At 63.1% G+C, this 23,153-nt stretch carries 23 protein-coding genes and 3 tRNA genes; 13 read left to right on the top strand and 13 right to left on the bottom strand.

Features of this window, described 5'->3' with window-relative positions; translation table 11 throughout:
- The first annotated feature begins 96 nt into the window (after nucleotides 1-96).
- The 4 genes from lon (at nucleotide 97) to H0485_RS04845 (ending at nucleotide 3,425) form a co-directional block, all read left to right on the top strand.
- Nucleotides 97-2,502 (top strand): endopeptidase La, encoded by a 2,406-nt coding sequence (gene lon / locus H0485_RS04830; protein WP_226934225.1) that lies wholly within the window; start codon nucleotides 97-99, stop codon nucleotides 2,500-2,502.
- Between the two features lie 184 nt (nucleotides 2,503-2,686).
- On the top strand, nucleotides 2,687-3,058 hold the full coding sequence (locus H0485_RS04835) for an HU family DNA-binding protein (protein WP_226934226.1): 372 nt from the start codon (nucleotides 2,687-2,689) through the stop codon (nucleotides 3,056-3,058).
- Between the two features lie 12 nt (nucleotides 3,059-3,070).
- Nucleotides 3,071-3,145 (top strand) — tRNA-Val (locus H0485_RS04840).
- A 127-nt stretch (nucleotides 3,146-3,272) separates the two neighbouring features.
- Nucleotides 3,273-3,425 carry a hypothetical protein gene (locus H0485_RS04845; protein WP_226934227.1) on the top strand — a complete coding sequence of 51 codons (153 nt, stop codon included), beginning with the start codon at nucleotides 3,273-3,275 and terminating at the stop codon, nucleotides 3,423-3,425.
- Between the two features lie 294 nt (nucleotides 3,426-3,719).
- Here the strand turns inward: H0485_RS04845 and H0485_RS04850 are convergent, their stop codons facing one another.
- From H0485_RS04850 to H0485_RS04865, 4 genes are all read right to left on the bottom strand, one after another.
- Nucleotides 3,720-3,890, bottom strand: a complete 171-nt coding sequence (locus tag H0485_RS04850; RefSeq protein WP_226934228.1) for a hypothetical protein — start codon at nucleotides 3,888-3,890, stop codon at nucleotides 3,720-3,722.
- Nucleotides 3,891-4,300: 410 nt separating this feature from the next.
- On the bottom strand, nucleotides 4,301-4,753 hold the full coding sequence (locus H0485_RS04855) for a c-type cytochrome (RefSeq protein ID WP_226934229.1): 453 nt from the start codon (nucleotides 4,751-4,753) through the stop codon (nucleotides 4,301-4,303).
- Nucleotides 4,754-4,971: 218 nt separating this feature from the next.
- Nucleotides 4,972-5,046 (bottom strand) — tRNA-Gln (locus H0485_RS04860).
- Nucleotides 5,047-5,119: 73 nt separating this feature from the next.
- Nucleotides 5,120-5,194 (bottom strand) — tRNA-Gln (locus H0485_RS04865).
- A 73-nt stretch (nucleotides 5,195-5,267) separates the two neighbouring features.
- Between H0485_RS04865 and H0485_RS04870 the strand changes: the two genes are divergently transcribed.
- Nucleotides 5,268-6,449, top strand: a complete 1,182-nt coding sequence (locus H0485_RS04870; RefSeq protein ID WP_226934230.1) for a BaiN/RdsA family NAD(P)/FAD-dependent oxidoreductase — start codon at nucleotides 5,268-5,270, stop codon at nucleotides 6,447-6,449.
- 54 nt (nucleotides 6,450-6,503) lie between these two features.
- On the opposite strand, the gene H0485_RS04875 is transcribed toward H0485_RS04870, so the two are convergent.
- The 3 genes from H0485_RS04875 to H0485_RS04885 form a co-directional block, all read right to left on the bottom strand.
- Nucleotides 6,504-8,297, bottom strand: coding sequence for a KpsE/RkpR family capsule polysaccharide export protein (locus H0485_RS04875; protein ID WP_226934231.1), 1,794 nt, complete (start codon nucleotides 8,295-8,297; stop codon nucleotides 6,504-6,506).
- Nucleotides 8,284-8,934 carry an ABC transporter ATP-binding protein gene (locus H0485_RS04880; protein WP_226934232.1) on the bottom strand — a complete coding sequence of 217 codons (651 nt, stop codon included), beginning with the start codon at nucleotides 8,932-8,934 and terminating at the stop codon, nucleotides 8,284-8,286. The genes H0485_RS04875 and H0485_RS04880 overlap by 14 nt, the downstream gene beginning before the upstream one ends.
- 138 nt (nucleotides 8,935-9,072) lie before the next feature.
- Nucleotides 9,073-10,299, bottom strand: a complete 1,227-nt coding sequence (locus H0485_RS04885; RefSeq protein ID WP_226934233.1) for a Na+/H+ antiporter NhaA — start codon at nucleotides 10,297-10,299, stop codon at nucleotides 9,073-9,075.
- 299 nt (nucleotides 10,300-10,598) lie between these two features.
- On the opposite strand from H0485_RS04885, the gene H0485_RS04890 reads away from it, so the two are divergent.
- The 4 genes from H0485_RS04890 (at nucleotide 10,599) to rpsI (ending at nucleotide 13,138) form a co-directional block, all read left to right on the top strand.
- Nucleotides 10,599-11,180 carry a uracil-DNA glycosylase family protein gene (locus H0485_RS04890; protein WP_226934234.1) on the top strand — a complete coding sequence of 194 codons (582 nt, stop codon included), beginning with the start codon at nucleotides 10,599-10,601 and terminating at the stop codon, nucleotides 11,178-11,180.
- A gap of 19 nt (nucleotides 11,181-11,199) precedes the next feature.
- Nucleotides 11,200-11,988, top strand: coding sequence for an SseB family protein (locus tag H0485_RS04895; protein ID WP_435531480.1), 789 nt, complete (start codon nucleotides 11,200-11,202; stop codon nucleotides 11,986-11,988).
- 176 nt (nucleotides 11,989-12,164) lie between these two features.
- The gene (rplM, locus tag H0485_RS04900; RefSeq protein ID WP_226934236.1) at nucleotides 12,165-12,629 is read left to right on the top strand and encodes a 50S ribosomal protein L13; all 465 of its coding nucleotides are present in this window, start codon (nucleotides 12,165-12,167) and stop codon (nucleotides 12,627-12,629) included.
- 5 nt (nucleotides 12,630-12,634) lie between these two features.
- Entirely contained in the window at nucleotides 12,635-13,138 is a 504-nt protein-coding gene (gene rpsI / locus H0485_RS04905) for a 30S ribosomal protein S9 (RefSeq protein ID WP_226934237.1), read from the top strand.
- Nucleotides 13,139-13,348: 210 nt separating this feature from the next.
- Here rpsI and H0485_RS04910 read toward each other — a convergent pair whose 3' ends face one another.
- A complete protein-coding gene (locus tag H0485_RS04910) occupies nucleotides 13,349-13,576 on the bottom strand; it encodes a DUF1127 domain-containing protein (protein ID WP_226934238.1) in 228 nt (75 codons plus the stop codon).
- 85 nt (nucleotides 13,577-13,661) lie between these two features.
- On the opposite strand from H0485_RS04910, the gene H0485_RS04915 reads away from it, so the two are divergent.
- The 4 genes from H0485_RS04915 to H0485_RS04930 all read left to right on the top strand — a co-directional run bounded on the left by H0485_RS04915 (nucleotide 13,662) and on the right by H0485_RS04930 (nucleotide 18,194).
- Nucleotides 13,662-15,065 carry an aminotransferase-like domain-containing protein gene (locus H0485_RS04915; RefSeq protein WP_226934239.1) on the top strand — a complete coding sequence of 468 codons (1,404 nt, stop codon included), beginning with the start codon at nucleotides 13,662-13,664 and terminating at the stop codon, nucleotides 15,063-15,065.
- A gap of 263 nt (nucleotides 15,066-15,328) precedes the next feature.
- Nucleotides 15,329-16,270 (top strand): ABC transporter permease, encoded by a 942-nt coding sequence (locus tag H0485_RS04920; protein WP_226934240.1) that lies wholly within the window; start codon nucleotides 15,329-15,331, stop codon nucleotides 16,268-16,270.
- Entirely contained in the window at nucleotides 16,267-17,076 is an 810-nt protein-coding gene (locus tag H0485_RS04925) for an ABC transporter permease (RefSeq protein ID WP_226934241.1), read from the top strand. The genes H0485_RS04920 and H0485_RS04925 overlap by 4 nt, the downstream gene beginning before the upstream one ends.
- Before the next feature lie 41 nt (nucleotides 17,077-17,117).
- A complete protein-coding gene (locus H0485_RS04930) occupies nucleotides 17,118-18,194 on the top strand; it encodes an ABC transporter ATP-binding protein (RefSeq protein ID WP_226934308.1) in 1,077 nt (358 codons plus the stop codon).
- A gap of 130 nt (nucleotides 18,195-18,324) precedes the next feature.
- Here the strand turns inward: H0485_RS04930 and H0485_RS04935 are convergent, their stop codons facing one another.
- The 5 genes from H0485_RS04935 to H0485_RS04955 all read right to left on the bottom strand — a co-directional run bounded on the left by H0485_RS04935 (nucleotide 18,325) and on the right by H0485_RS04955 (nucleotide 23,078).
- Nucleotides 18,325-18,936 carry a TetR/AcrR family transcriptional regulator gene (locus tag H0485_RS04935; RefSeq protein ID WP_226934242.1) on the bottom strand — a complete coding sequence of 204 codons (612 nt, stop codon included), beginning with the start codon at nucleotides 18,934-18,936 and terminating at the stop codon, nucleotides 18,325-18,327.
- Nucleotides 18,933-19,832 carry a polyphosphate kinase 2 gene (ppk2, locus tag H0485_RS04940; RefSeq protein WP_226934243.1) on the bottom strand — a complete coding sequence of 300 codons (900 nt, stop codon included), beginning with the start codon at nucleotides 19,830-19,832 and terminating at the stop codon, nucleotides 18,933-18,935. Before ppk2 ends, H0485_RS04935 begins: the two co-directional genes overlap by 4 nt.
- A 106-nt stretch (nucleotides 19,833-19,938) precedes the next feature.
- Nucleotides 19,939-20,865: a homoserine O-succinyltransferase gene (locus H0485_RS04945; RefSeq protein WP_226934244.1), complete on the bottom strand. Its 927-nt coding sequence runs from the start codon at nucleotides 20,863-20,865 to the stop codon at nucleotides 19,939-19,941.
- 52 nt (nucleotides 20,866-20,917) lie between these two features.
- A complete protein-coding gene (locus H0485_RS04950) occupies nucleotides 20,918-21,799 on the bottom strand; it encodes an ATPase (RefSeq protein ID WP_226934245.1) in 882 nt (293 codons plus the stop codon).
- 139 nt (nucleotides 21,800-21,938) lie between these two features.
- A complete protein-coding gene (locus H0485_RS04955; protein WP_226934246.1) occupies nucleotides 21,939-23,078 on the bottom strand; it encodes an OmpP1/FadL family transporter in 1,140 nt (379 codons plus the stop codon).
- Between the last annotated feature and the right edge of the window lie 75 nt (nucleotides 23,079-23,153).

Below are 23,153 nucleotides of genomic sequence, written 5' to 3' on the forward strand. Positions count from 1 at the left end.
AACTGAACGGCACCACAGATAATGCCGTGATCCGAGGAGAGGGCGATGGCCGCCGATGAACGGGACCACACCCTCTGCCGCCTGGAAGGATGAATTATGAACGAATCCAGACCCCTCAGCTATCCCGTGTTGCCGCTGCGCGACATCGTGGTGTTCCCGCATATGATCGTGCCGCTGTTCGTTGGCCGCGAGAAATCGGTGCGGGCGCTGGAAGAGGTGATGCAGGACGACCGTCAGATCCTGCTCTCCAGCCAGCTTGATCCGACTGTGGATGACCCGACTTCGGACGGGATCTATCGCTCTGGCGTGCTGGCCAATGTGCTGCAGCTGCTGAAGCTTCCCGATGGCACGGTGAAAGTGCTGGTCGAGGGCAAGGCCCGGGTGCGCATCACCGAATTTGTCGGGAACGACTCGTATTTCGAAGCCCTGGCCGAGCCGCTGGAAGAGCAGCCCGGTGATCAGGAAACCGTCGATGCGCTGCTGCGCGCGGTGGGCGAGGAATTTGAGCGCTACGCCAAGATCAAGAAAAACATCCCCGAAGAGGCGATGGCTGCGGTATCGGAAACCCGCGAGCCGGCCCGTCTGGCCGATCTGGTGGCCGGTCATCTCGGGGTTGATGTGGCCCAGAAGCAGGAGCTGCTCGAGACCCTCAATGTCGCCGAGCGGCTTGAGAAGGTCTATGGCCATATGCAGGGTGAGCTTTCGGTCCTGCAGGTCGAGAAAAAGATCAAGACCCGCGTCAAAACCCAGATGGAGAAGACGCAGCGCGAATATTACCTGAATGAGCAGATGAAGGCCATTCAGAAGGAACTCGGCGATGGCGACGAGGGCCAGAATGAGATTGCCGAACTGGAAGCGCGGATCAGCAAAACCGCTTTGTCCAAAGAGGCAAAGGAAAAGGCCGAGGCCGAGCTGAAAAAGCTGAAGTCGATGTCGCCGATGTCGGCCGAGGCCACGGTGGTGCGCAATTATCTCGACTGGCTGCTGGGCGTGCCATGGGGCGTGAAAAGCCGGGTCAAGAAAGACCTGCCCGCCGCCCAGAAGGTGCTCGATGCCGATCACTTTGGCCTTGAGAAGGTCAAAGAGCGCATCGTCGAATATCTGGCGGTTCAGGCGCGCTCGACCAGGCTTAAAGGCCCGATCCTCTGCCTCGTCGGCCCGCCCGGCGTCGGTAAAACCTCGCTTGGCCGCTCGGTTGCCAAGGCCACGGGGCGTGAGTTCATCCGCATTTCGCTCGGCGGCGTGCGGGACGAATCTGAGATCCGCGGCCACCGCCGGACCTATATCGGCTCGATGCCTGGCAAAATTATCCAGGCGCTGAAAAAGGCCAAAACCAACAACCCGCTGATCCTGCTCGATGAAATCGACAAGATGGGCCAGGATTTCCGTGGCGATCCGGCCAGCGCTTTGCTTGAGGTGCTGGATCCGGAACAGAACGGCACGTTTGTCGATCACTATCTCGAGGTCGAATATGACCTCTCGAATGTGATGTTCCTGACCACGGCCAACAGCTACAACATGCCCGGCCCGCTCCTGGACCGGATGGAGATCATCTCGCTCTCGGGCTATACCGAGGATGAAAAACGCGAGATCGCCCGCCAGTATCTGCTGCCAAAGCAGGTGAAGGCCAATGGTCTGAAAAAAGGCGAATTCTCGGTCACGGATGCGGCGCTGGATCACGTGATCCGCTACTATACCCGCGAGGCGGGGGTGCGTAACCTTGAGCGTGAAGTGGCGAAACTGGCGCGTAAGGCGGTGACCTCGATCCTGAAGGGCGAGGTGAAAAGCGTCGAGGTCGATGAGGCCAGGGCCGAAGCCTATCTCGGCGTGAAGCGTTTCCGCTATGGTCTGGCCGAGAAAGAGGATCAGGTCGGCGTGGTGACGGGCCTGGCCTGGACCTCGGTCGGCGGTGATCTGTTGCATATCGAGGCGCTGAAACTGCCCGGTAAGGGGCGGATGAAGACCACGGGCAAGCTTGGCGAGGTGATGAAGGAGTCGATTGACGCCGCATCGAGCTATGTGCGCTCGATCTCGCCGCAGCTCGGGGTTAAGCCGCCGAAATTCGACACCACGGATATCCATGTCCACGTGCCGGACGGGGCGACGCCCAAGGATGGCCCCTCGGCCGGTCTGGCCATGGTCACCGCGATTGTCTCGGCGCTGACCGGCATCCCGGTGCGCAAAGATATCGCCATGACCGGCGAGGTCTCGCTGCGCGGCAATGCGATGGCGATTGGCGGGCTGAAAGAAAAGCTGCTCGCAGCCCTGCGCGGCGGTATCCGCACCGTCTTCATTCCGGAAGAGAATGAGAAAGACCTCGCGGATATCCCGGCCAATGTGAAAGAGGGGCTGGAGATCGTGCCGGTGACCCATGTGCGCGAGGTTCTGGCCCGCGCGCTGGTGCGTCAGCCCGAGCCGGTGGAATGGGATGAGGCGGCAGAAGAAGCTGCTGCCGCTGCCCGCGCCTCGGGCAATCGCGATGCGGCCCAGGTCGCGCATTGACGGCCTGGCCGACAACAGGCCGGGCCAGGGTGCCTGATCTGATCGGCTGGTAAAATCTGAAAAGCGCGGCAGTGTATCTGCCGCGCTTTTATATTGGCCAGAGGCATTCCGATTTGATTTGCCAGGATCCTGGGCGCGGGTGCAGGCTGCGCTGCGGGCAGGGGCCTGGTGCAGAGGGGATGATATGGCGGGTAAAAAGACATCTGGCGCGGCCGGGGCTTGGGCGAAAGAACAGGGCGCAAAAGCTGCAGACAGCACGCCGGAAGCGGCGGAGGGCGGGCTGCGGCTCAAGGAACTGATCGACATGGTCAGCCAGGGCCGCAGTGGTGCCGGAAAGAAAACCGCGCGCGAGGTGACCGAGGCGGTGCTGGCCGAAATCGGCGCGGCGCTTGATCGGGGTGATGCGGTAAACCTCGCCGGGCTGGGGAAGTTCAGAGAGGTGAAACGCACTGAGAAATCCGGTGGCACATTGCTGACGCTGAAGTTGAAAAGATCTGCACCAGGAAAATTAAAAGAGGCGAAAGAAGGGGTTGCGCAGGACGACGCGCCTGGCTAAAAGCCCCTCATCGGGCGATTAGCTCAGCGGTAGAGCGCTTCGTTCACATCGAAGATGTCAGCGGTTCAAATCCGTTATCGCCCACCATCTATTCAGTTGAAAAGCCTCGGTTTCGCACCGGGGCTTTTTGATGTTAAAAGGTGCCCCCGGGTTCATTGAACCTGCTTCCCGGCATGAAGCCTGACAAATCCAGCCCTTCGGCGGTATCGGTCAGGTGAGCCGGGGCAAACCGGCCAGCATCATCATCGCCATCCGCCAGATGACGGCTTATGTGAAGGGCTACGGCGCAGGCCAGGGCCCGTTCGAACCGGGTGACGGCAATGTAACGCCACGACTGGCTGAACCCGGGCCTGCTCCGGTGTTCTGACATCATTGTGCTGGGAAAAGCGGGCGTGACCGGCTCTGGCTGCTGCGCTCTGGTCCCGCGGGAGGGGGTGGCCGCCCGGGAAACGCCGTGGCCGGGAGGTCTGGTACCGGCGTTCTGGTGCCGGGCGGGCAGGTCCGGGCGATCCTTGGGGCAGGCGGTGCCTTGCTGAGATCGGTAATCAGCATCGGTTTACCCTCTGTCATCCCCCGGCGGCAGCAGGAGGGGCTCCCTGTGGGCGCGCCGGCAGGGGCAGGGTATGCGCCCGGAGCACGGGTCCGGGCGCTTTGGGCCGGGTCAGCCGCCCGCCGCTGCCGCAGCCACGGTTGCCGCTCCGGCCGCAACCGCGCCGATCACCGCAATGGTGCCTGCGGTCTTTGCGCCGGTATTGGCAGTATCGGCGACCTTGTCAGCGGTGCTGCAGGCGGCCAGCGGGGCAATCAGGGCGAGGGCGAAAAGAATTTTCATGTTTGATTCTCATTGGTTGCAGTATTCGCTCACAGATACTCCCGCAGGCTGCAACGCAAGCGCTATCCCAGGCCTGGGGGCCATCTCTTCACCTGATGGGGTGGCGGAAGATGGCGCAGGCTTCAGCGAGGGCCTCTGCTCATGGCGCCAAGGGCTGCGAAGCTATGCGCGCGGTCAGCGGATCAGGGGGCAGGTGCGCGGCTGAGTAAGTAACTGTCCCTGCGGTAAAGGGGCTGCAAGCGGTGGCAGGGGGTAATTTTGCAAAGCCCGGCACTCCCCTTACCAGAGGGGGGCGGGGCTGCCGCAGCGCCGGGCCGTAAGGCCTGGCTGTTTTAACCAGCGGGTCTCTATTCACCGCCGCAGATTGTGCCAGAGCGACAGGCATTGCCTGCCCCCGCTCTGGCGGCGCGTCAGTTGATGCCGTTGGCGCGTTGCAGCTCGCGGATATAGGCGATGATCAGGGCGATCTCATCCTCCGAGGGCGCAGGCACAACCGGAGGCATGTCGCCGAACTGCCAGTGATGCGCCCGCACGCCCTGTTTCACCGCCCGGACGAAGGATAGATCGCCGTGATGCGAGGGTTCATAGATCACATGCACCAGCGGCGGCGCGGTATCGGCCTGGCCTGCCGCATTCACGCCATGGCATGAGGCGCAGAACTGGTTGTAGGCGGCCTCGCCGGCTTCCGCCGCAGCAGAAAGACGCGCGGGGATGCGGAGATCGACAAGGCGGCTGGCGGGCGCTGGCCTGCCGGATTGCGCCATGGCCTGAGGCGCAGACCCGTCGGTGCGAAGCAGCAGAAAAGCCGCGCCAGCCGCGACGGCGCCGGAAACCAGTGCTGCGGCAATAATTGATTTTTTCATAATCTGCCCTCGTGAAAGACGAAATCCAGTCTGCCGGTTCATAGACCAGAGCGGGCCGGGATCACAGCGGTGCAGGGCGAGGTCACCGGCACGTGAACGTGTTCAGCCGGGCGCTTCGGCCAGAACAGGCGGCCAGGGCAGGCCGGGGACAGATGCGGCAATGACAAAAGCGCAGCTGAGGGCTGCGCGCGGTATTACGGATCTGTTTTTATGAGGATTGGCTGGGGCGCCAGGATTCGAACCTGGGAATGGCGGTACCAAAAACCGCTGCCTTACCACTTGGCGACGCCCCAATCCTGAAGTTCAGATCTGGTCTGAGCTTCGTATTACGGTTATCCAATCAGACCCTGCACTTGCAGAGAAGATTGGCTGGGGCGCCAGGATTCGAACCTGGGAATGGCGGTACCAAAAACCGCTGCCTTACCACTTGGCGACGCCCCAACCGTGAGCGGGTATTTACATAAGGGGTCCGGGGGCTGCAAGGGGGGGATGAGAAAAAAACAGGAGTTTTCAAATGGCTCTCACCTTTGACGTGGTGGTGCTGGGGGCTGGCGCTGCCGGAATGATGGCGGCGATTGAGGCGGGTCGGCGCGGCAGGCGGGTGTTGCTGATCGATCACGCTGCAAAAGCAGGAGAAAAGATCCGCATCTCGGGCGGCGGGCGCTGCAACTTTACCAATACCGGCATCGAGGCCTCGCGCTTTCTCGGCGCCAATCCGCGTTTCGCGCTGTCGGCGCTGAAGCGGTTTTCGCAATGGGATTTCATCGAGCGGATCAATCGCGCCGGCATTGCCTGGCATGAAAAGACCCTCGGGCAGCTGTTTTGCGATGGTTCGGCAAAGCAGATCGTCGACTGGCTGCTGGCAGAGCTGCGCGATTCGGGGGTGGAATTGTGGCTGGGCTGCGAGCCGGGTGAGATTTCACGCGATTCGCAGGGCTTCCGAATCACCACCAATCGCGGGCTGCAAAGCTGCGAATCACTGATTCTCGCCACCGGAGGCAAATCGATCCCGAAAATGGGGGCAACCGGCTATGGCTATAAAATCGCACGCGATTTTGGCCTCGCAGTGACCGAGACCCGGCCCGCTCTGGTGCCGCTGACCTTTGCCGAGCAGGAGCTGGACTGGATCAGGCCGCTGGCCGGGGTGGCGCTGCCGGTGCGAATCGCTGCCGGTAAGACCCGGTTCGATGAGGCGATGCTGTTCACCCATCGTGGCCTCTCCGGTCCGGCGGTGCTGCAGATCTCAAGCTACTGGCGCGAGGGCGAGGCGGTCTCGGTCGATCTGCTGCCGGGCGGGGATCCGGCCGGGATGCTGAAGGCCTTCAAGAAACAGAACGGCGCGGCCGGTATCGGCACGGCTCTGGCCAGTTTCCTGCCCGAGCGCCTTGCGAAACATCTGGCACAGCGCCTCGGGCCGGTGCGGCCACTGGCCGAACTGTCGGGCGAGGAGCTGGAGCGGATCGGGGCGGGGCTGCGCGACTGGCGGCTGATGCCGGTGGGCAGCGAGGGCTACCGCACCGCTGAGGTCACTTTGGGCGGCGTCGATACCGATGGGCTGGATGCGAAGACCCTGCAGGCCAAGGCGGTGCCTGGCCTGTTTGTGGTGGGCGAGCTGGTTGATATCACCGGCTGGCTCGGCGGCTATAACTTCCAGTGGGCCTGGTCCTCGGGCTGGGCGGCGGGCCAGGTGGCCTGATCCCCTGGCTCTGCGGCGCGGCGCAGGGGATCAGGCCGCGCCGCAGAGCAGGCTTTACGAGGAGACCTGTTCGCGCAGGATCGCCACCGTCATCGAGATCATCAGATAGATCCCGAGCAGGATCAGCATGGTCACCAGGGTGTTTTCAAACACTTTGGGATAAGAGGGCAGATCGGGCGCGATCGGCGAAACCGAGGTCGAGAGATAGCGGGTCTGGCGATTGGCCTCGATGCGCGAGTTTTCCATCGCCTGCAGCGACTGCGCCAGGATCATCTGCCGGGTCTCGACATCGGCCTGGGCGACCAGCAGCTGGCCCTGGATCTGCGCCAGCGAGGTCGAGCCATCCTCACCTTCGGTCAGGCGTTTGCGCAGCAGCGAGATTTCATTCTCCAGAATGGTGATCCGCCGTCGCACCGGCTCGATCCGGGCCGGATTGGGGGTGGCATTGCCCTCCATCTGGGCGAGCGCCAGCTTTTCCTGGATCAGCTGGGTATCCAGCGCCGAGATCTGCTGGGTCAGCAGCGACAGCTCGGCCTCGGAGGACAGGATCTTGAACCGCTCCTGCAGCGCCACCACCCGCTCCTGGGCGGCAACCACCGCCGCCTCGGCCTCGACATAGCTCTCGCGCGCGCCGCGCATCGCATCCGCGCGCAGCCGCTGGGTCAGCTGGTCGACCTGGCCCTCGGCATAAGAGATCAGCTGCTCGGACCATTTCACCGAAATTTCGGGATCGGGCGCGATCACTTCCATGCGGATGATGCCCTCCGAAGGGTCGTATGAGATTTTCAGATGGCTGCGATAGAGCTTATATCCGGCGTCAAAAGCGGCATCGGGTGCGAGGCGCAGCACCGGATCGATATTGTCGCCGGTGAAATAGCGCCGGAAGCCGACATCGGCCTCGAGCCGCTGCATCGCCTCACGCGACTGCAGATAGCCCTGGACCGCAATCGAATCCTGCGAAGTGGCCATAGAAGTGCCCTGCAGCAGCCCGCCCATACCACCTGCCGCCATCGGGCTTTCCGCCATCTGCACGGCAAATTCGGATTTGGTGCCATATTGCCGGGTGGCCACCGAGGCGAAATACCAGCCGGTGAACAGGGTCGGCAGCAGGACGAACATGAAAAGCCGCATGAACAGCAGCGAGAGTTTGCGCCGCCGCCGCCGGGCAATATCCTGCTGCATGCGCCGGATCTCAGCGGCATGGTTTACCTCGGCGCGGGCCTCGGGCGAGGGCGTGGCGGCCCCGGGCCTGATGGGCTGCGGCAGTCGCTGTGGCTCGCCGTTCAGGGCGGTCAGGGCGCGGCTCTGCCCCTCGGGGCTGGCCGCCGGGTCAGGCCGGGCCGCCCCGGACGCCCCGGTCGCGCTGCTTTCCTCTGGCTCGACCATATCGAGCATCGCGCCGCGCTGGAACGGATCGATCCCGGCCTGACGCAGCAGGCGAACGGCGTCGATATCCGAGGCGGCGCTGATCTCATGGCGCTGCGCCACCCGCCGGGCATTGCGCAGCTGCCGCCCGGTCAGCCCCTCGGCGCGGATCGCCTCGAGCGCGGCGGCAATCTGCCCCGGATCGCGGGCCGGTGTATCAGGGCTGGCGGCAGCCTCAGCCGGGGGGGCGGGTGCCGCGGCCGGGCTGGTCTGGCTGCTCTGACCGGCGGTGGCAAAGCCTTCCGGGCCGAAACCATCCTCGTCATTGTCAAACAGTAAAGGCTCAGCGCTGGCAGCGGCGGGCGCGGCAGCTGCGGCCGCCGCCGTGCCGGTTTTGGCGCGGCGCTCAATACGCATCGCGGGCCGGGCAGTGACGGGATCGCGGCCGCGGATATTATAGCGTACGGCCTTAAGCATAATCATAGAGGCGTTTCGCTTCTTCGAGAGTGTCGAACATATAAAGCTGGCCATTGCGCAGTACCGCCGCCTGGCGGCAGAATTTCTGCAGGGTCTGCGGCGAATGCGACACCACCACTACGGTGGCATTCCTCAGCCGCTCGCGCAGCAAAGTGCCGGCCTTGCGGTTAAACTCAATATCATTGGTCGAGGGCATGCCCTCATCAATCAGATAAATATCGAAATCCAGCGCCAGCAGCAGCGCGAAATTGAACCTCGAGCGCATGCCCGAGGAATAGGTGGCCAGCGGCATTTCGAAATATTCGCCAAGGCCACAGACCCAGCGGCAGAAACTTTCGACATAATCGGGATCCAGCCCGTAGAGCCGGGCAATGTAGCGGCTGTTCTCGAGTGCCGACATTTTGCCATTCACCCCGCCCATGAACCCCAGCGGGAATGAGACGCGGCAGGTTTTGCTGATCCGGCCCTCATCGGGTTTTTCCAGCCCGGCCATCATCTGAATCAGTGTGGTCTTGCCGGTGCCATTGGGGGCGAGAATGCCCAGCGAGGTGCCAAGCTCAACCCGGAAAGAGGCGCGGTCAAGGATCACTTTGCGCCGGGTGCCGGTCCAGAAAGATTTTGAGACCTGGTCAAATTCGATCATCGCGCCCATCACCCGGATTACACAAAGCCACGCCGCAGCCTAACAGCTACATGGCAGTGACAACAGAGCGCAGCCGGGGCGGTGCCTGTTGTCTTCAGCCGGTGATGACGGGGAAATCTGGCTGAAGTTTGGCGCAGATCAGCTGTTCGCGGGGCGATGGCGCGGCATAAGACGCGCCAGCAGCACCGCCAGCGGACCGGCCAGCAGGCTGATCGCCATACCCATCCGCGCCGCCTCACGCATCAGCCCGCCCGGCAGCGAGGCCTCAATCGCCACCGCAGGTACGGTAAAGCCCATCGAGAGCAGAAGGATCGCCAGCGGCAGATCGCGCCGCGCGAGGCCACGCGGCAGCCGCGCGCCAAAGGCGCTGGCCAAAGCGATCAGGGCGAGGATCATGCCAAGCGGGCGGCCGAGCCACAGGCTGCCCAGCATGACCAGAGTGGTGGGGGCGAAAGCGGCAAAATCGATGCCGCCCCGGATCAGTCCGAACAGAAACAGGATCACCATCACCGGCCAGATCAGCAGGCGCACCAGCCGGTTCAGCGGATCGATCAGGAAGCTCTCGGCCTCGGCAAAAAGCCCAAAACTGCGCTCGGCATGGGCAATGGCCGGGATCAGCGGCAAGAGCCCGAGCGAAGCGGGCATGCCCGCCGCCGCCACGCCAAACCAGCACAAAGCGCCCGCGACCAGGCAGGGCAGCAGGCTCTGCCCGGCGCGGCGCGCCCGTTCCGACAGGCCAGGGCCGGGCAGGCGGCCATAGCGGTGATGCAGCAGCAGCCCCGCGCCAAGCGGCAGCAGCAGCCACAACAGCCGCAGATTAAGCTCGGCCTTGCTGAACCCCAGCAGCAGCAGCGCGAAAATATCGGTGGCAATGGCGATCAGCATCACCAGATGCAGCGCCGGGCGCGAGCCGAAGACCGCGCGGCCAAACAGACAGACCAGCAGCGCATCGGTGCCAAGCGGCGCGGTCCAGCCGCCGCCGGGCACCGCCTCCTCGGCGGTCTCGATCAGCAGCGAGAGCAAAAGCCAGGCCAGCGCCGCCCCGGCGAGGCCGCCAAAGCTCAGCCCCATCGGCAGGAAGGCGCGTTTGCCGGCCAGCGCGCCGCGCTCCAGCACCATGGCCTCCCACAGCTCTTTGCCGATGACAAAGAAGAACAGCGCCATCAGCATATCGGTGACGATCATGAAGGCGGTCAGCGAGACCGTGCCCTGCCAGATCCAGCCCGGCAGCACCAGATCGGCAATGCGCCATTCGATGAAATCGTAATAGCTTGCCGGATCGGCATTGACCCAGAGCGTGGCGAGCAGAACACCTGCGAGCAAAGCCAGCGCGAAGGAGCGGACATGGGGCGAGATTCTGTACATCGGCAACCATCAGCAACCGGAGAGGACTTTTCCCGGGCTTAGACCAGCGGCCTGAGCACGGGCAACTGAGCCGGTGGGATTGTTCGGCCCTGTTGCAGCGGGGTCGCGGTCGGCGCGCAGCTGCCGGGGCAGGTGCGTTGCCCCGGACAGGCGGCTTTGCCGCGCCGGGCTGATTTTCGGGCCTGGGGCAGGGTCTGAATAAAGGTATGGGGCCTGAAACAAGCGGGCCGGGCTGGCGGGGGGCGCGCGCGTGCGGCCTGGGCTTTGTCAGGCAGCCTCGCCGCGCTATATATCTTGCCATGAGCCTTTCAGATGAGATCCGCAGCTGTCGCCTCTGTGCGCAGCGATTCGCCCGGACCGCGACCCGGCACGCGCCGCGCCCGGTGCCCTGGTTCAGGCCCGGGGCGCGGCTGCTGATCGCCGGCCAGGCGCCGGGCGCGCGGGTCCAGGCTTCGGGCCGGCCCTTTACCGATGCTTCGGGCGCGCGGCTGCGGCACTGGCTCGGGCTGAGCGAGGCCGAATTTTATGATCAGAACCGGATCGCAATCGTGCCCATGGCCTTCTGCTTTCCCGGCTATGATGCGAAAGGCGCCGATCTGGCGCCGCCGGCGATCTGTGCGGCCACCTGGCGTCTGCGGGTGATGGCGGCTTTGCCGGAGCTGCGGCTGACGCTTGCGGTCGGCGGCGCGGCGATGCGCTGGCATATCGGCCCGGGAAAGGTGGCGGATCTGGTGGCCGACTGGCGCGCCAGGGCGGAAAGCGGCAGCTTCCCCTTGCCCCATCCCTCCTGGCGCAATACGGGGTGGCTGAAGCGCAATCCCTGGTTTGAAGCGGAATTGCTGCCCCAATTGCGGGCCCGCGTCCGCGCCGTGCTGGAGTAACCCCCCGATGAGCGAGATCCTGACCCCTCTTGATATGGCCCATGCCGCCGTTTCAGCCGATCCCGAGGATGACGCGGCGCGGCTGCGGTTTTACGAGCGGCTGGCGGATGGTGAGCTTTATCTGCTGCTCGCGCGTGAGGCGCAGGGCGAAACGCTTGAGCCCAAGATCTTTGAGCTGGAAACCGGGCCGATGGTGCTGGTCTTTGATCTGGAAGAGCGGCTCTCGGGCTTTACCGGCGGGGTTGCGCCCTGGGCGGCGCTGCCGGGCCGGGTGATCGCCGGGCTGCTGAAGGGGCAGGGCATCGGTCTGGGCGTCAATCTTGGCTGTGCGCCTTCGGAAATGCTCCTGCCGCCCGAGGCGATGGACTGGCTGGCCGAGACGCTTGATGCCGCCCCCGAAGAGACCCTGGCCCGCCCCGAGGCCTTCCTGCCCGCCGCTGCGCCTGCGGCGCTGACCGATGGCCTCAAGGCCAAGCTGGCGCTGATGCCGGGGCTGGCGAGCGCGGCGCTCCTGGCCGGGGTGAAATATCACGGCGGGCGCCAGGGCCATATCCTGGCCTTTATCGGTGCCCGGGCGGCGGCGGAACCGGCGCTGGCGGCGGCGGCGCGTGAGGCGCTGGTCTTCTCGGGGATCGAGGCGGGCGAGATCGATGTCGCTTTCCTCGCGCCCGAAGATCCGGCGCTGCCTGCCCTGGCCCGGGTGGCCACCCGCTTTGATCTGCCGCAGCCCGCCGCCCCCGAAGCAACCGCTCCGCGCCAGCCTGTCGCCCCTGGTTCTGACCCGGCCAAACCGCCCCGGCTGCGCTGAAGGCAGCAAAATGGGCAAAAGATTTGGGGTATTATTTAACCCCAAATTGTAACGCATTGAAATGTATATGTATTATGCTTTTCACTGCGCTTGACCGATGCCGGGCATTCTGCGAAAAGCCAGCATCTTAATAGCGCGAGGGGCAACCCTTGCCAGACTCCAAACTGGAATCACCGATGAAAACCTTTACCGCTACCCCGGCGGACATCGAGAAGAAGTGGATCCTGATCGACGCTGAGGGCGTCGTTCTGGGCCGCCTCGCCACGATCGTCGCCAATATCCTGCGCGGCAAGAACAAGCCGACCTTCACCCCCCATATGGACATGGGTGATAACGTCATCATCATCAACGCTGAGAAGATCCAGCTGACCGGCAATAAGCGGGATGATAAGCGTTACTACTGGCACACCGGCCACCCGGGCGGCATCAAGTCGCGCAGCGTGCGCGAAGTGCTGGAAGGCAAGCATCCCGAGCGCGTCGTGACCAAAGCTGTTGAGCGCATGATCACCCGCAATCGTCTGGGCCGTCAGCAGATGACCAATCTGCGCGTTTACGCCGGCGCTGACCACCCCCATGAAGCTCAGCAGCCCGCCGTCCTCGACGTGAAGCCGCTGAACGCTAAGAACACCCGGAGCGCGTAATTCAGATGGCCGATATCAAGTCTCTCGACGATCTGAAAGCCGCTGTTGGCACCGCTGCTCCGGCAGCTGCTGCTGAGGCTGCTCCGCGTACCGCAGTGCGTGACTCGCTGGGCCGCGCCTATGCAACCGGCAAGCGTAAAGACGCTGTCGCACGCGTCTGGGTCAAGCCGGGCTCGGGCAAGTTCCTGATCCGCAACAACAAAGGCGAATATGTCGATTATTCGCTCTACTTCGCCCGTCCGGTGCTGCAGATGATCCTGCGTCAGCCGTTCCAGGTTGCGAATGTTGAAGGTCAGTATGACGTGATGGCTACCGTTGCCGGTGGCGGTCTCTCGGGCCAGGCCGGCGCTGTCAAGCACGGCATCTCGAAAGCTCTGCAGCTGCACGAGCCGGAACTGCGCGCTGCTCTGAAAGCCGCTGGCTTCCTGACCCGCGACAGCCGTGTGGTTGAGCGTAAGAAATACGGTAAAGCAAAAGCTCGCCGTTCGTTCCAGTTCTCGAAGCGCTGATCCGCTTCTTACTGCGAATTCAGGAAAAGGCGCGGGGGCAACCCTGCGCCTTTTTCTTTTGCCCGGTATGGGCGGGGGCGACGCATGGATCCGGGGTGGGCCTGTGCAGCAGATCAGCCACGCCAGCCGGGGCAGGAGTGAGGGCGGGACTTAAAAAAAGGCGCCGGAGAACCGGCGCCAGGGGGGTACGGACAGGGGGCGGCACCGGCGTCAGGCGCGCCAGAACGGCCTGGCAATTTCCGCCTCGCGCGCTGCGTGCGAGATGCCGATATCGCGCAGCATATAATCATCAAGCCGGGAGAGGGCGCGGCGCGAGCGGCGGCGTTCATCAAAACGGGTGATCTGCATGGCAAGGCCGATCAGCAGCCGGGCTGTCAGCGGGCCCTGGACCGGCAAGGCGGGGAGGGCGGGGAGGGAGCTTCCTTTCAGCTGCGCCATGATGCAAACCTTGTATTGATACAAAACTGTTTCTCGCGTACATTTATAAGTACAATAGACCAATTCTCAAATCCAGCGTGATATTGTGCCTGATACAACCTGGTCCCCCGACCTCACGGCCTTCAGCGGTCCGAAATATCTCAGCCTCAGCCGGGCGCTGCGCGAGGCGGTGCGTTCGGGAGAGCTGCCGCCCGGCACCCAGCTGCCGACCGTGCGCGATCTGGCCTGGCGGCTGTCGCTGACCCCGGGCACCGTTGCCCGGGCTTATCAGCTTGCCACCCAGGAGGGGCTGCTCGAGGCTACGGTCGGGCGCGGCACTTTCGTTGCCTCGGCCCAGCCCAGACTTGGCCCTTCGCAGCCTTTGTTCATCGAGCGGCCGGCCCCTGGCAGCGGCTTCGTCGATCTGCGCGCGCCGCGTGTGCCGGAAGTCGGGCAGGGCAAGGCCTTTGCCGCGGCTTTGCAGGCGCTGAGCAGCGAGGCGGCAACCGCCGCATGGCTCGATTATACCAGTCAGAGCAGTGAATATCCGCTGCGCGAGGCGGTGCTCGACTGGCTGCAGGGCGGTATTATCGGCCCGGCTACCGCTGATGAGGTGATGCTGACCCATGGCGGGCAGAATGCGGTGGGGCTGGTTTTTGACTGCTGCCTGCGCGGTGACCGCCCGGTGGTGCTGCTGGAAGAACTGGCCTATCCCGGTTTTCGCTATGCTGCGCGCGCGGCGCGGGCCGAGGTGGTGGGCATTGAGATCGATGCCGATGGCATGGTCCCCGAGGCGCTGGAGGCCGCCTGCCGCCGCTATGGCCCCCAGGTGCTCTGCCTGACCACCGAGGCGCAGAATCCGACCAACCGGCGGATGCCGCTGGAGCGGCGCCAGAAAATCGCAGCCATTGCAAGAACTTATGATCTACAAATTCTTGAGGATGATTGCTATACCGTGGCGATGAGCGAGATCCCCAGCCTGCGCGCTTTGGCGCCCGAGCGGGTCTGGCTGGTCGGCAGCGTCTCGAAAACGCTGTCAGCGGCTTTGCGCTTTGGCTATGTGATCTGCCCGACCGGCCTTGGCGAGGCGGGGCGGCTTTCGGCACAATATGGCTTTTTCGCGCTGTCGCGCCCGGTTTCGGGCATGATGCTGCATCTGTTCCGCTCAGGCGCGGCGGCAGAGCTGCGCACCAGGGTTCAGGCTGAATTCCAGGTGCGGATCCAGCAGATGGTGAACCGGCTCGGCGGATTTGATATCTCCTGGCAGGCCACGGTGCCTTTTGTCTGGCTGAACCTGCCGATGGGCTGGCGCGCCTCGACGCTGGGGCGCGAGGCCGAGGCCGAGGGCATTTTGCTGCGCTCGGCCGATGAATATGCCCTGGTCGGCGGCCGCGCCCCCAATGCCGTGCGCCTGGCGATTGCGGCGCATCTGCCGCCCGATGAATTCGAGGCCGGGCTCGACCGGCTGGCGCGGCTGCTCGGCAATCCGCCCTCGGCGCTTTCGGTCTGACGCCGGTCAGGGCCCTGGCGCGGCCCGGAGGGGCCCGGCTCACGCTGTGGCACAGCGCCGCAATCTGCCGCTCTGGCAGGATAAAAGCAGCCGCCGCAGCGGAATGGAACGGTTGATCTGCAGTCGAGGCCAGTTGCCCCCGGGTTGCGCCTCGGGCATATAATCGGCCCAAATTGAGGGGCGTCAGTCCATTCCCTGCTTGCCAGAACAGATCTGACTCGTCAAAATTTGATCAAACACTCTCTGGCACGGCGGGGGGGCCGATGGCGCAAACCAAATCTACCGAAGGAAGGACCGGATGGCTGCTGATCACGCCTCCGGCGCTGGTGACATTGCTGCTCCTGGCAGCACCACTGGCCACCGTCCTGATTTACTCAATCATGACCGGGGGGCGCGGCACGGTTTCACTGCCGCTGACCGCAGAGAATTACTATAGTTTCTTCCGCAGCGGCCCGGGAAATATTCTCGATCTGATCTTCAGCGGTGACTGGGGCAAGATCCCCGAGGCGCTGAGCAAGGCACCCTATCTGCTGGTGATGGGAAGGGCGCTGCTGGTGGCCTTCTCGGTGACGCTCGCCACCGTGTTGCTGGCCTATCCGATCGCCTATTTCGTCAGCTTCCACGTCCAGGCCTCGAAAAAATCGCTCTGGCTGTTCCTGATCACCATTCCGTTCTGGACCAGCTATATCATCCGCGTCGCGCTCTGGCGCACCATTCTGGGCTATGACGGCATTGTTGACAGCTCGCTGATCGGCCTCGGGCTGATGGACAGCCAGCTCAATATTCTGTCAAACGGCATCCTGTCGATCATCATCACCTTGTCGCATGCCTATGCGCCTTTCGCCGTGCTGCCGATCTTTATCGCCCTGGAAAAGGTCGACCGCTCGCTGCTCGAGGCCGGTCAGGATCTGGGCGAGACCAAATGGGTCACCTTCCTGCGCGTCACTCTGCCTTTGTCGATGACCGGGGTGATTGCGGCGGTGCTGATCGTCTTCATTCCCACCGTCGGCGATTATGTCACCCCCGAGCTGATCGGCGGCGGCAAGGTGCCGATGATCTCAAACCTCGTTGAGGTGGAACTGCTGAAACGGCGCAACTTTGCCATGGGCTCGGCGCTGGCGGCGACCTCGATGATGATCGTGGCGGTGATTTCGCTCATCTTCATCCTGTGGAACCGCCGTTTCCTCGGAGGCCGGAAATCATGAGCAAAGCCCCTGGCTTTAAAGCCTATGCCATCGCCTATCTGATCTTCCTTTACGGACCGATCCTGATTCTGCCGGTCTTCGCCTTTAACAATTCGGCCATCGTCTCTTTCCCGCTGAGCGGGTTCACCACCAAATGGTTCACCGAGATGTGGGCCGATCCGAACCTGTGGAAGGCGCTGAAAAACAGCCTGATCATTGCTCTTTCGACCGCGGTGCTCTCGACCGTGCTCGGGATTTTTGCGGCGCGCTCCTCGGTGCGCTATCAGTGGCCGGGCAAGCCGGTGGTGATGGGCTTTATCATGCTGCCCCTGGTGCTGCCCGAGATGATCGTCGCGATGGCGCTGCTGATCCTGCTGCTCGGCATCGGCGTCAATCTGTCGATCTTTACCGTGATCATGGGCCATGTACTGCTCTGCACCCCCTATGCGGTGGTGATCCTGACCTCGGCCTTCCAGTCGCTTGACCGCTCGCTGGAAGAGGCGGCGCTGGATCTGGGCGAGAGCGCGGCCTCGACCTTCCGCCTGATCATCCTGCCACTGGTGATGCCGGGGATCCTGTCTTCCTTCCTGATCACCTTCACCATCTCGATCGATGAATTCATCGTGGCGAACTTCCTTGGTTCGGGCCAGCCGATCCTCTCGGTCTATATTTTCGGCCAGTTCCGCTTCCCGGCCAAAGTGCCCTCGATGCTGGCGCTCGGCACCATTCTGGTCGGGCTCTCGATCCTTCTTCTGACCATTGCTGAATATTTCCGTCGTCGCGGCATCGCAAAAACCGGCGGCAAGGATACCGGAGGCTTCCTGTGACCAGACCCGAGCAACGCCCCCAGGCAGATCAGCGCCCCGCGATGATCGAGTTCCGCGGCATTCATAAATACTACAGCGATTACCATGCCCTGCGCGGCATTGACGGCTCGATCCGGGCGGGGGAATTCTTCTCGCTGCTCGGGCCCTCGGGCTGTGGCAAGACCACGCTTTTGCGCACCATTGCCGGATTTGAGGGCATTGATGCCGGGGTCATGCTGATCGATGGCAAGGATATGGCCAATGTGCCGGCCAATGCTCGGCCGACCAATATGGTGTTCCAGAGCTATGCGATCTTCCCGCACATGTCGGTGGCCGAAAACGTCGCTTTCGGCCTGCGCCGCGATCCGCGCAGCAAGGCCGAAAAGGCCGCAGCGGTCGAGGAAGCGCTCACCATGGTCGGGCTGAAAGGCTATGGTGGCCGCGCCGCCCATGCTTTGTCCGGTGGCCAGCGCCAGCGCGTGGCACTGGCCCGGGCGCTGATCCTGAAGCCGAAGGTGCTGCTGCTCGACGAGCCGCTCTCGGCGCTGGATAAGAAAATGCGCGAGCATATGCAGGTTGAGCTGATCAAACTGCAGCGCCAGGTCGGCATTACCTTCATCCTCGTCACCCATGACCAGGAAGAGGCCCTGGTGATGTCGGACCGGATCGCGGTGATGTTTGAGGGCCAGATCGCCCAGCTCGCTGATCCCGAGACCCTCTACCGCCGCCCGAACAGCCGCCGGGTGGCCGATTTCATCGGCACGATGAATTTCATCCCCTGTGAGATCCTGTCGGAGAACAACGGCCAGATCGAGGTCGAGGCCAAAGGCCTTGGCCGGGTCACACTTGAGGCTGATCAGGCACCGCCGCCCTCGGGCGAGGGGGAGCCGGTGGTGGGGCTGCGCCCCGAGACCCTGACCCTGCTCTATCCCGGCCAGAAGGCCGATGAGCGCAGCGTGAAGGGTAAAATCGACGAGGTGATCTATTTCGGCGATATGACCTATTACGATGTCTTCATCGGTGGCACCGATGTCGAGGTGCGGCTCTCGATGCGCAATGTGCCGGGCCGCAAGGTGCTGGAGGTCGGCACCGAAGTCGAGCTGGCCTGGTCGCCCTCAGCCCTCGTGCTGTTTCGCTGAGAACCTTCCCCGGGGTGCAGGCCCCGGGGAAGCCTCCGGCGGGGATATTTAAGGGCCAGATGAAGGCGGCTTTTCATCTGGCCGCTGAATATCCCGGGGGGGGCGCTCTGGGCCGCCAGGGGCCGCGCCGCTAATCGTCGGGGGCGAGCACGCCCAGACCGCGCAGATAGATGCCGATCCCGGCCTCGAGCAGATCCTCGACGGGCCAGGGTTGGGCGCCGCCATTGCCGCGCAGGTATAATTCGACCATGCCGTGATTGATCGCCTGAATATGGGCCGAGACCATCGAGGCCGGCGGGCGGCGCGTGGCGGGCAGGGCCTCGAGCATACCTTCGGCGGCCCGGTCCATCAGCGCCCGCGCCCGCCCGGAGACAATCGCCAGATCGGGATGATTGCCGGGCTGCAGCCCGCTTTCAAACATCGCCTGATAATGGCCGGGATATTTGCGGGCAAAGGCCAGCCAGGCCCGGCCCGTCGCCTCAAAGGCCGCGAGTTTGGTCGGGCGGCCGTCATCCCAGGCGTAATCGAGCAAAGCGGCGAAAATGCCAAAGCCCTGGCGCGCCACCTCGGCCAGCAGATCATCGCGGCCAGCAAAATGGCGATAGACCGCCGCCGGCGTCACCTGGGCGGCTTTCGCCGCCTCTGACAGGGTAAAGCCCTGGGGGCCGCGCCCGGTGATCAGCTCCAGCGCCGCCGCGACCAGAGCCTCGCGCAGATTGCCATGATGATAGCCGCGTTTCACCCCTGCCTGCTTTCCTCTGGCCGCAGATCCGCCGGCAACAGCTCGGGCCCGCCGCAGATCAGCGGATCCGGACTGCCGATTTTAACCGGATCCTTGCCTTGATAATCCATTGAGAGCAAGACTTTACGGATCGCCTCAATCCGGGCGCGGCGCTTGTCATCCGACAGGATCACCGTCCAGGGCGCGGCGGCGGAATGGCTGCGCGCAAGCGTTTCGGCGATGGCATCGGAATAATCCTGCCATTTCGCCAGCCCCTCAATATCGATGCGCGACAATTTCCATTGTTTCAGCGGATCCTGTTCGCGCGCCAGAAAGCGCTTCAGCTGTTCAGCCCGGCCGACCTCGAGCCAGAGTTTGATCAGTACAATGCCCTCTGAGACCAGGGCGGCCTCAAGCTGCGGCACCTGGGTGAAGAAACGCTCGCGCTCGGCGGCGGTGCAAAAGCCGAAAACCTTCTCGACCACGCCCCGATTGTACCAGCTGCGGTCGAACAGCACCATTTCACCGGCTGCAGGCAGCCAGTCGATATAGCGCTGGAAATACCATTGTGATTTTTCGCGGTCTGACGGCGTGGGCAAAGCGACGACACTGGCGAGACGCGGGTTCAGATTCTCGCTGAACCGGTCGATTGTACCGCCTTTTCCGGCGGCATCGCGGCCCTCAAACAGCACAATCAGCCGCTTGCCGGTGGCCTTCAGATCGGCCTGCAGCCGGACCAGCTGGCGCTGCAGCCCCTCCATCGCCTGATCATAATCGCGGCGCTTCATCTCATCGCGGTAGGGATAAGAGGGGGTCAGAATGCTGCTGCCGTCATCGGCGCGGATCGCGGCGCGGATCTCTTCCGGCGCTTCGTCGCGGAAATACTGGCTGATGGCGCCGTTAAAGGGCAGATCCATTGGCGGGGCTCCGGGTGCTGTCAGGGGGCGGCCCCCCTCTTTAAGGGGGCCAGTCTGGCGGCGCGGCGCCGGGGCCGCAACTGCCTTCTCAGGCCTGAGGCAGGGCTCAGACCCTCTCCGATCCGATCAGCGCCGGATCGAAATGCGTGGTCTGATAGATCTCATTGATCCAGTTGCCATAGAGCAGATGCGCATGGCCGCGCCAGCGGTTGCGCGGCACCCGGGACGGATCATTGGCCGGATAATAATGCACCGGCACCTCGATCGGCGTGCCATTGGCAATATCGCGGTCATATTCCTGCTTCAGCGTGTCATTGTCATATTCAAAATGATTGAACACATAAAGCGCGCGGCGTTTCGGATCATCGACGAGGCAGGGCCCGGTCTCCTCGCTGTCGAGCAGGATTTTCATCCCGTCGAGCCCTTCGATCTCGCCGCGTCGCATCTCGGTCCAGCGCGAGACCGGCACGAAGCAATCATCCGAGAAGCCGCGCAGATAGGGCGAGGCGGGGGCGATATTGTCATGCAGGTGACAGCCAAAGGCTTTTTGCTGCAGCAGATGTTTCGGCACGCCGTGGAAATAATTGATCATCGCCATGCCGCCCCAGCAGACGCCGAAGGTCGAATGCACATGGCTCTGGGTCCAGTCAAACACCTCGCAGAGCTCATCCCAATAGGTCACCTCGGAAAATTCGAGATGCTCAATCGGCGCGCCGGTGATGATCAGGCCGTCGAACTTCTCCTCCTTCACCTCCTGGAACGAGCGGTAGAAGGTCGCCATATGTTCGGCAGCGGTGTTTCTGGTCTGATGCTCGGTCATGCGGATCAGCTGCAGATCAATCTGCAAGGGCGTCGCCCCGATCAGCCGCGCGAACTGGTTCTCGGTCTGGATCTTCTTCGGCATCAGATTCAGCAGGCCGATTTTCAGCGGCCGGATATCCTGCCTCGCCGCCCGTTCGGGCGACATCACCATCACGCCTTCGCGCTGCAGCACGTCAAAGGCGGGAAGGGTTTCTGGCAGGGTAATCGGCATCGGGCTTTCCTGAACTGGCCGGCCTGAACGGACCGGGAGGGATAGCAGAGACCTAAGCCGCTCTGCGCTTGCGTTCAATGGCTGCGGCGATCAGCGCATTGAAATCCGCAGGATTGCGGACCTGGGCCACCTCATCGGCAGTGACCGTCACCCCCCATTCGGCCATCTGCGCATAGCGCGGCTGACGATGGGCGAGGGCGCGCGCATAGGTCCAGCGCACGAAGTGGTCGGGATCACAACCGGCCTCGGTCACGTCATGGCTGCCACGGTATTCCTCCCACATCTGATGCAGGAAGGCGGGCTGGTAATACATCGGCTTGGGGGCGCGGTCAAAACGGCGCACCAGCTCTTCGGTATGGGCTTCGGAGCCTTTGATCCAGACCAGCAGCAGGGTTTCCGAGAGCTGCCTCATCACCGGATCCTCAGGATTCCAGGGATCGACCACCTCACAGACCGAGCCGGAAGTGTCGCAGATGAAATGCTGATAGCCATAGAGCGCGCGGGCGCGCTCGATGAACCAGCGCGTGTCGAGCGTGGCGGCGATCTCGGCCTCGCGGTGCTGCTCCTGGCGTTTCATATATTCGCCAAAGGCCAGGCCGCCCCGGGCGCTGTCGCCGGGCTTGCCGAGATAGGTCGAAAGCGGCGCCAGATTGTTGAAAGTGATATTCGAGGCGATACAGACCGAATCGGACATCAGCAGCTCACGCAGCAGCGGCACTTTCATCGCCTCGAGCTTGAAATTATCGGCAATGAACTCGCCCATATAGCGGGTGCCAATCCGGTAATCGACCGAGTAATGGAACCAGCCGCCCTCATCCGGGGGGGCCGCGCGCAGCATATTCGAGAGATAGGTCTTGCCGAGGCCTGACATGCCAAACAGCAGCACCTGCTTGTTCTTGGCCTGGCTCCAGGCCTCGCCGGTGGAATAAATCATAACGGCCCCATGCGAAATTCAGCCCGGAGGTAGCCCGCGCGCGGAACTGAAGCAATAAAAATCCCGCTTCCGGGAGGCGGAAGCGGGCAGTTCGATGAAAAACGCTGTTGCACCAGCCCCTTGCAGGGCCGGAGCAGGATCAGAAGCTGTAGCCGACCTTCACCCCGACCGCGACCACATCATTATCGGCAAACTGGCCCGAGACCGGGGCATAGGTTTCGGCATCGCCGAATTTGATATAGCTCACCCCGCCTGAGACCTTCCAGGCATCCTGGGTCCAGGAGCCGCCCACGGTAATGCTTTTCATGCCGTTATGCGGCCCGAGGTTTGAGGTGCGGAAGTCATTGGCCTTTTCATAGCCGATCGAGACCATGCCCGAGAAATTCTCGGTGAATTTGCGCCCCAGCCCGAGGTTCAGCGTCACCACATTGCGCGGATAATCGACGAGCGCATTATTGGGGTTCTGCGGATCCGACGAGCCGATCGAGGAATAGAGCGGCGGGGTGATGTCAAAGGCCGACCATTCGCGCCAGCGCAGCGAGCCGAAGAGCAGGGTGTCAGCCGCAATGCCGGACTGGAAATCAAGCGTCAGCGACTGCGGCGTCTCAACTTCCATGGCACCGGCGGTGGTGGGCGCGCCCGGACCAAAGCCCTCCATCACTTCAAAGTCATGCTTGATCGCCGACTGATAGGTCAGCCCGACCCGAAGTGCGATATCAGGGCGCTCATAGGCGGCGCCGATGAGGAAACCGGCATCGGTCTCGCTCGAGGTTTCCATCGCATAGCGGCCGCCCGGGAAGGCCGTGTTGAACAGCTCAACATTGCCTTTAGTGCGCTGCAGTTTCAGACCGCCATGCACACTCCAGCTGTCGTCGAATTTATAGCGCAGCATCGCGGTGATGGCATTGGTCTCAATCTCGGCATTGGAGCCCGCGATCGGATAGGGGGCCGGGCCGGAGATAAGCCCGCCCGGGTAGGCGATATCCGCGCCCATCGGCTGATCGAAGACAATCGCGAGATCGAGATTGCTGTTCAGCTGATATTTCAAGCCGAGGCCAACCTGGCTGAAATCCTCAAGAATATTGCCCGAGCCCAGCGACACCCCCGGTGCAACCGGACGCTCACCGGTCAGGTCGGGCATCACCCGGCCATAGCTCAGCTCGACGTAATTTCCCTTTTCCCACAGGATGGCATAGGGCGAATGCGATCTTTCGATGCCGCCAGCCTGAGCTGCAACGGCGCTCAGCGCCAGCAGCGAAACGCTTGTCAGATATTTCATAGCTTTCCCCATCCCCTCCAAAGGCTCCCTTGGAAAAAGGCTATGAACCCGGGCCGTGAAGCGTCAATCACGACG

Origin of the sequence: Pseudogemmobacter faecipullorum (assembly GCF_020539525.1) — a bacterium.
Lineage (GTDB): Bacteria > Pseudomonadota > Alphaproteobacteria > Rhodobacterales > Rhodobacteraceae > Pseudogemmobacter > Pseudogemmobacter faecipullorum.

Coding starts and splice junctions, on each gene's coding strand:
- lon (WP_226934225.1), top strand. CDS start 97: ATGAACGAATCCAGACCCCTCAGCTATCCCGTGTTGCCGCTGCGCGAC.
- H0485_RS04835 (WP_226934226.1), top strand. CDS start 2,687: ATGGCGGGTAAAAAGACATCTGGCGCGGCCGGGGCTTGGGCGAAAGAA.
- H0485_RS04850 (WP_226934228.1), bottom strand. CDS start 3,890: ATGAAAATTCTTTTCGCCCTCGCCCTGATTGCCCCGCTGGCCGCCTGC.
- H0485_RS04855 (WP_226934229.1), bottom strand. CDS start 4,753: ATGAAAAAATCAATTATTGCCGCAGCACTGGTTTCCGGCGCCGTCGCG.
- H0485_RS04870 (WP_226934230.1), top strand. CDS start 5,268: ATGGCTCTCACCTTTGACGTGGTGGTGCTGGGGGCTGGCGCTGCCGGA.
- H0485_RS04875 (WP_226934231.1), bottom strand. CDS start 8,297: ATGATTATGCTTAAGGCCGTACGCTATAATATCCGCGGCCGCGATCCC.
- H0485_RS04880 (WP_226934232.1), bottom strand. CDS start 8,934: ATGATCGAATTTGACCAGGTCTCAAAATCTTTCTGGACCGGCACCCGG.
- H0485_RS04885 (WP_226934233.1), bottom strand. CDS start 10,299: ATGTACAGAATCTCGCCCCATGTCCGCTCCTTCGCGCTGGCTTTGCTC.
- H0485_RS04890 (WP_226934234.1), top strand. CDS start 10,599: ATGAGCCTTTCAGATGAGATCCGCAGCTGTCGCCTCTGTGCGCAGCGA.
- rplM (WP_226934236.1), top strand. CDS start 12,165: ATGAAAACCTTTACCGCTACCCCGGCGGACATCGAGAAGAAGTGGATC.
- rpsI (WP_226934237.1), top strand. CDS start 12,635: ATGGCCGATATCAAGTCTCTCGACGATCTGAAAGCCGCTGTTGGCACC.
- H0485_RS04910 (WP_226934238.1), bottom strand. CDS start 13,576: ATGGCGCAGCTGAAAGGAAGCTCCCTCCCCGCCCTCCCCGCCTTGCCG.
- H0485_RS04920 (WP_226934240.1), top strand. CDS start 15,329: ATGGCGCAAACCAAATCTACCGAAGGAAGGACCGGATGGCTGCTGATC.
- H0485_RS04925 (WP_226934241.1), top strand. CDS start 16,267: ATGAGCAAAGCCCCTGGCTTTAAAGCCTATGCCATCGCCTATCTGATC.
- H0485_RS04930 (WP_226934308.1), top strand. CDS start 17,118: ATGATCGAGTTCCGCGGCATTCATAAATACTACAGCGATTACCATGCC.
- ppk2 (WP_226934243.1), bottom strand. CDS start 19,832: ATGGATCTGCCCTTTAACGGCGCCATCAGCCAGTATTTCCGCGACGAA.
- H0485_RS04945 (WP_226934244.1), bottom strand. CDS start 20,865: ATGCCGATTACCCTGCCAGAAACCCTTCCCGCCTTTGACGTGCTGCAG.
- H0485_RS04950 (WP_226934245.1), bottom strand. CDS start 21,799: ATGATTTATTCCACCGGCGAGGCCTGGAGCCAGGCCAAGAACAAGCAG.
- H0485_RS04955 (WP_226934246.1), bottom strand. CDS start 23,078: ATGAAATATCTGACAAGCGTTTCGCTGCTGGCGCTGAGCGCCGTTGCA.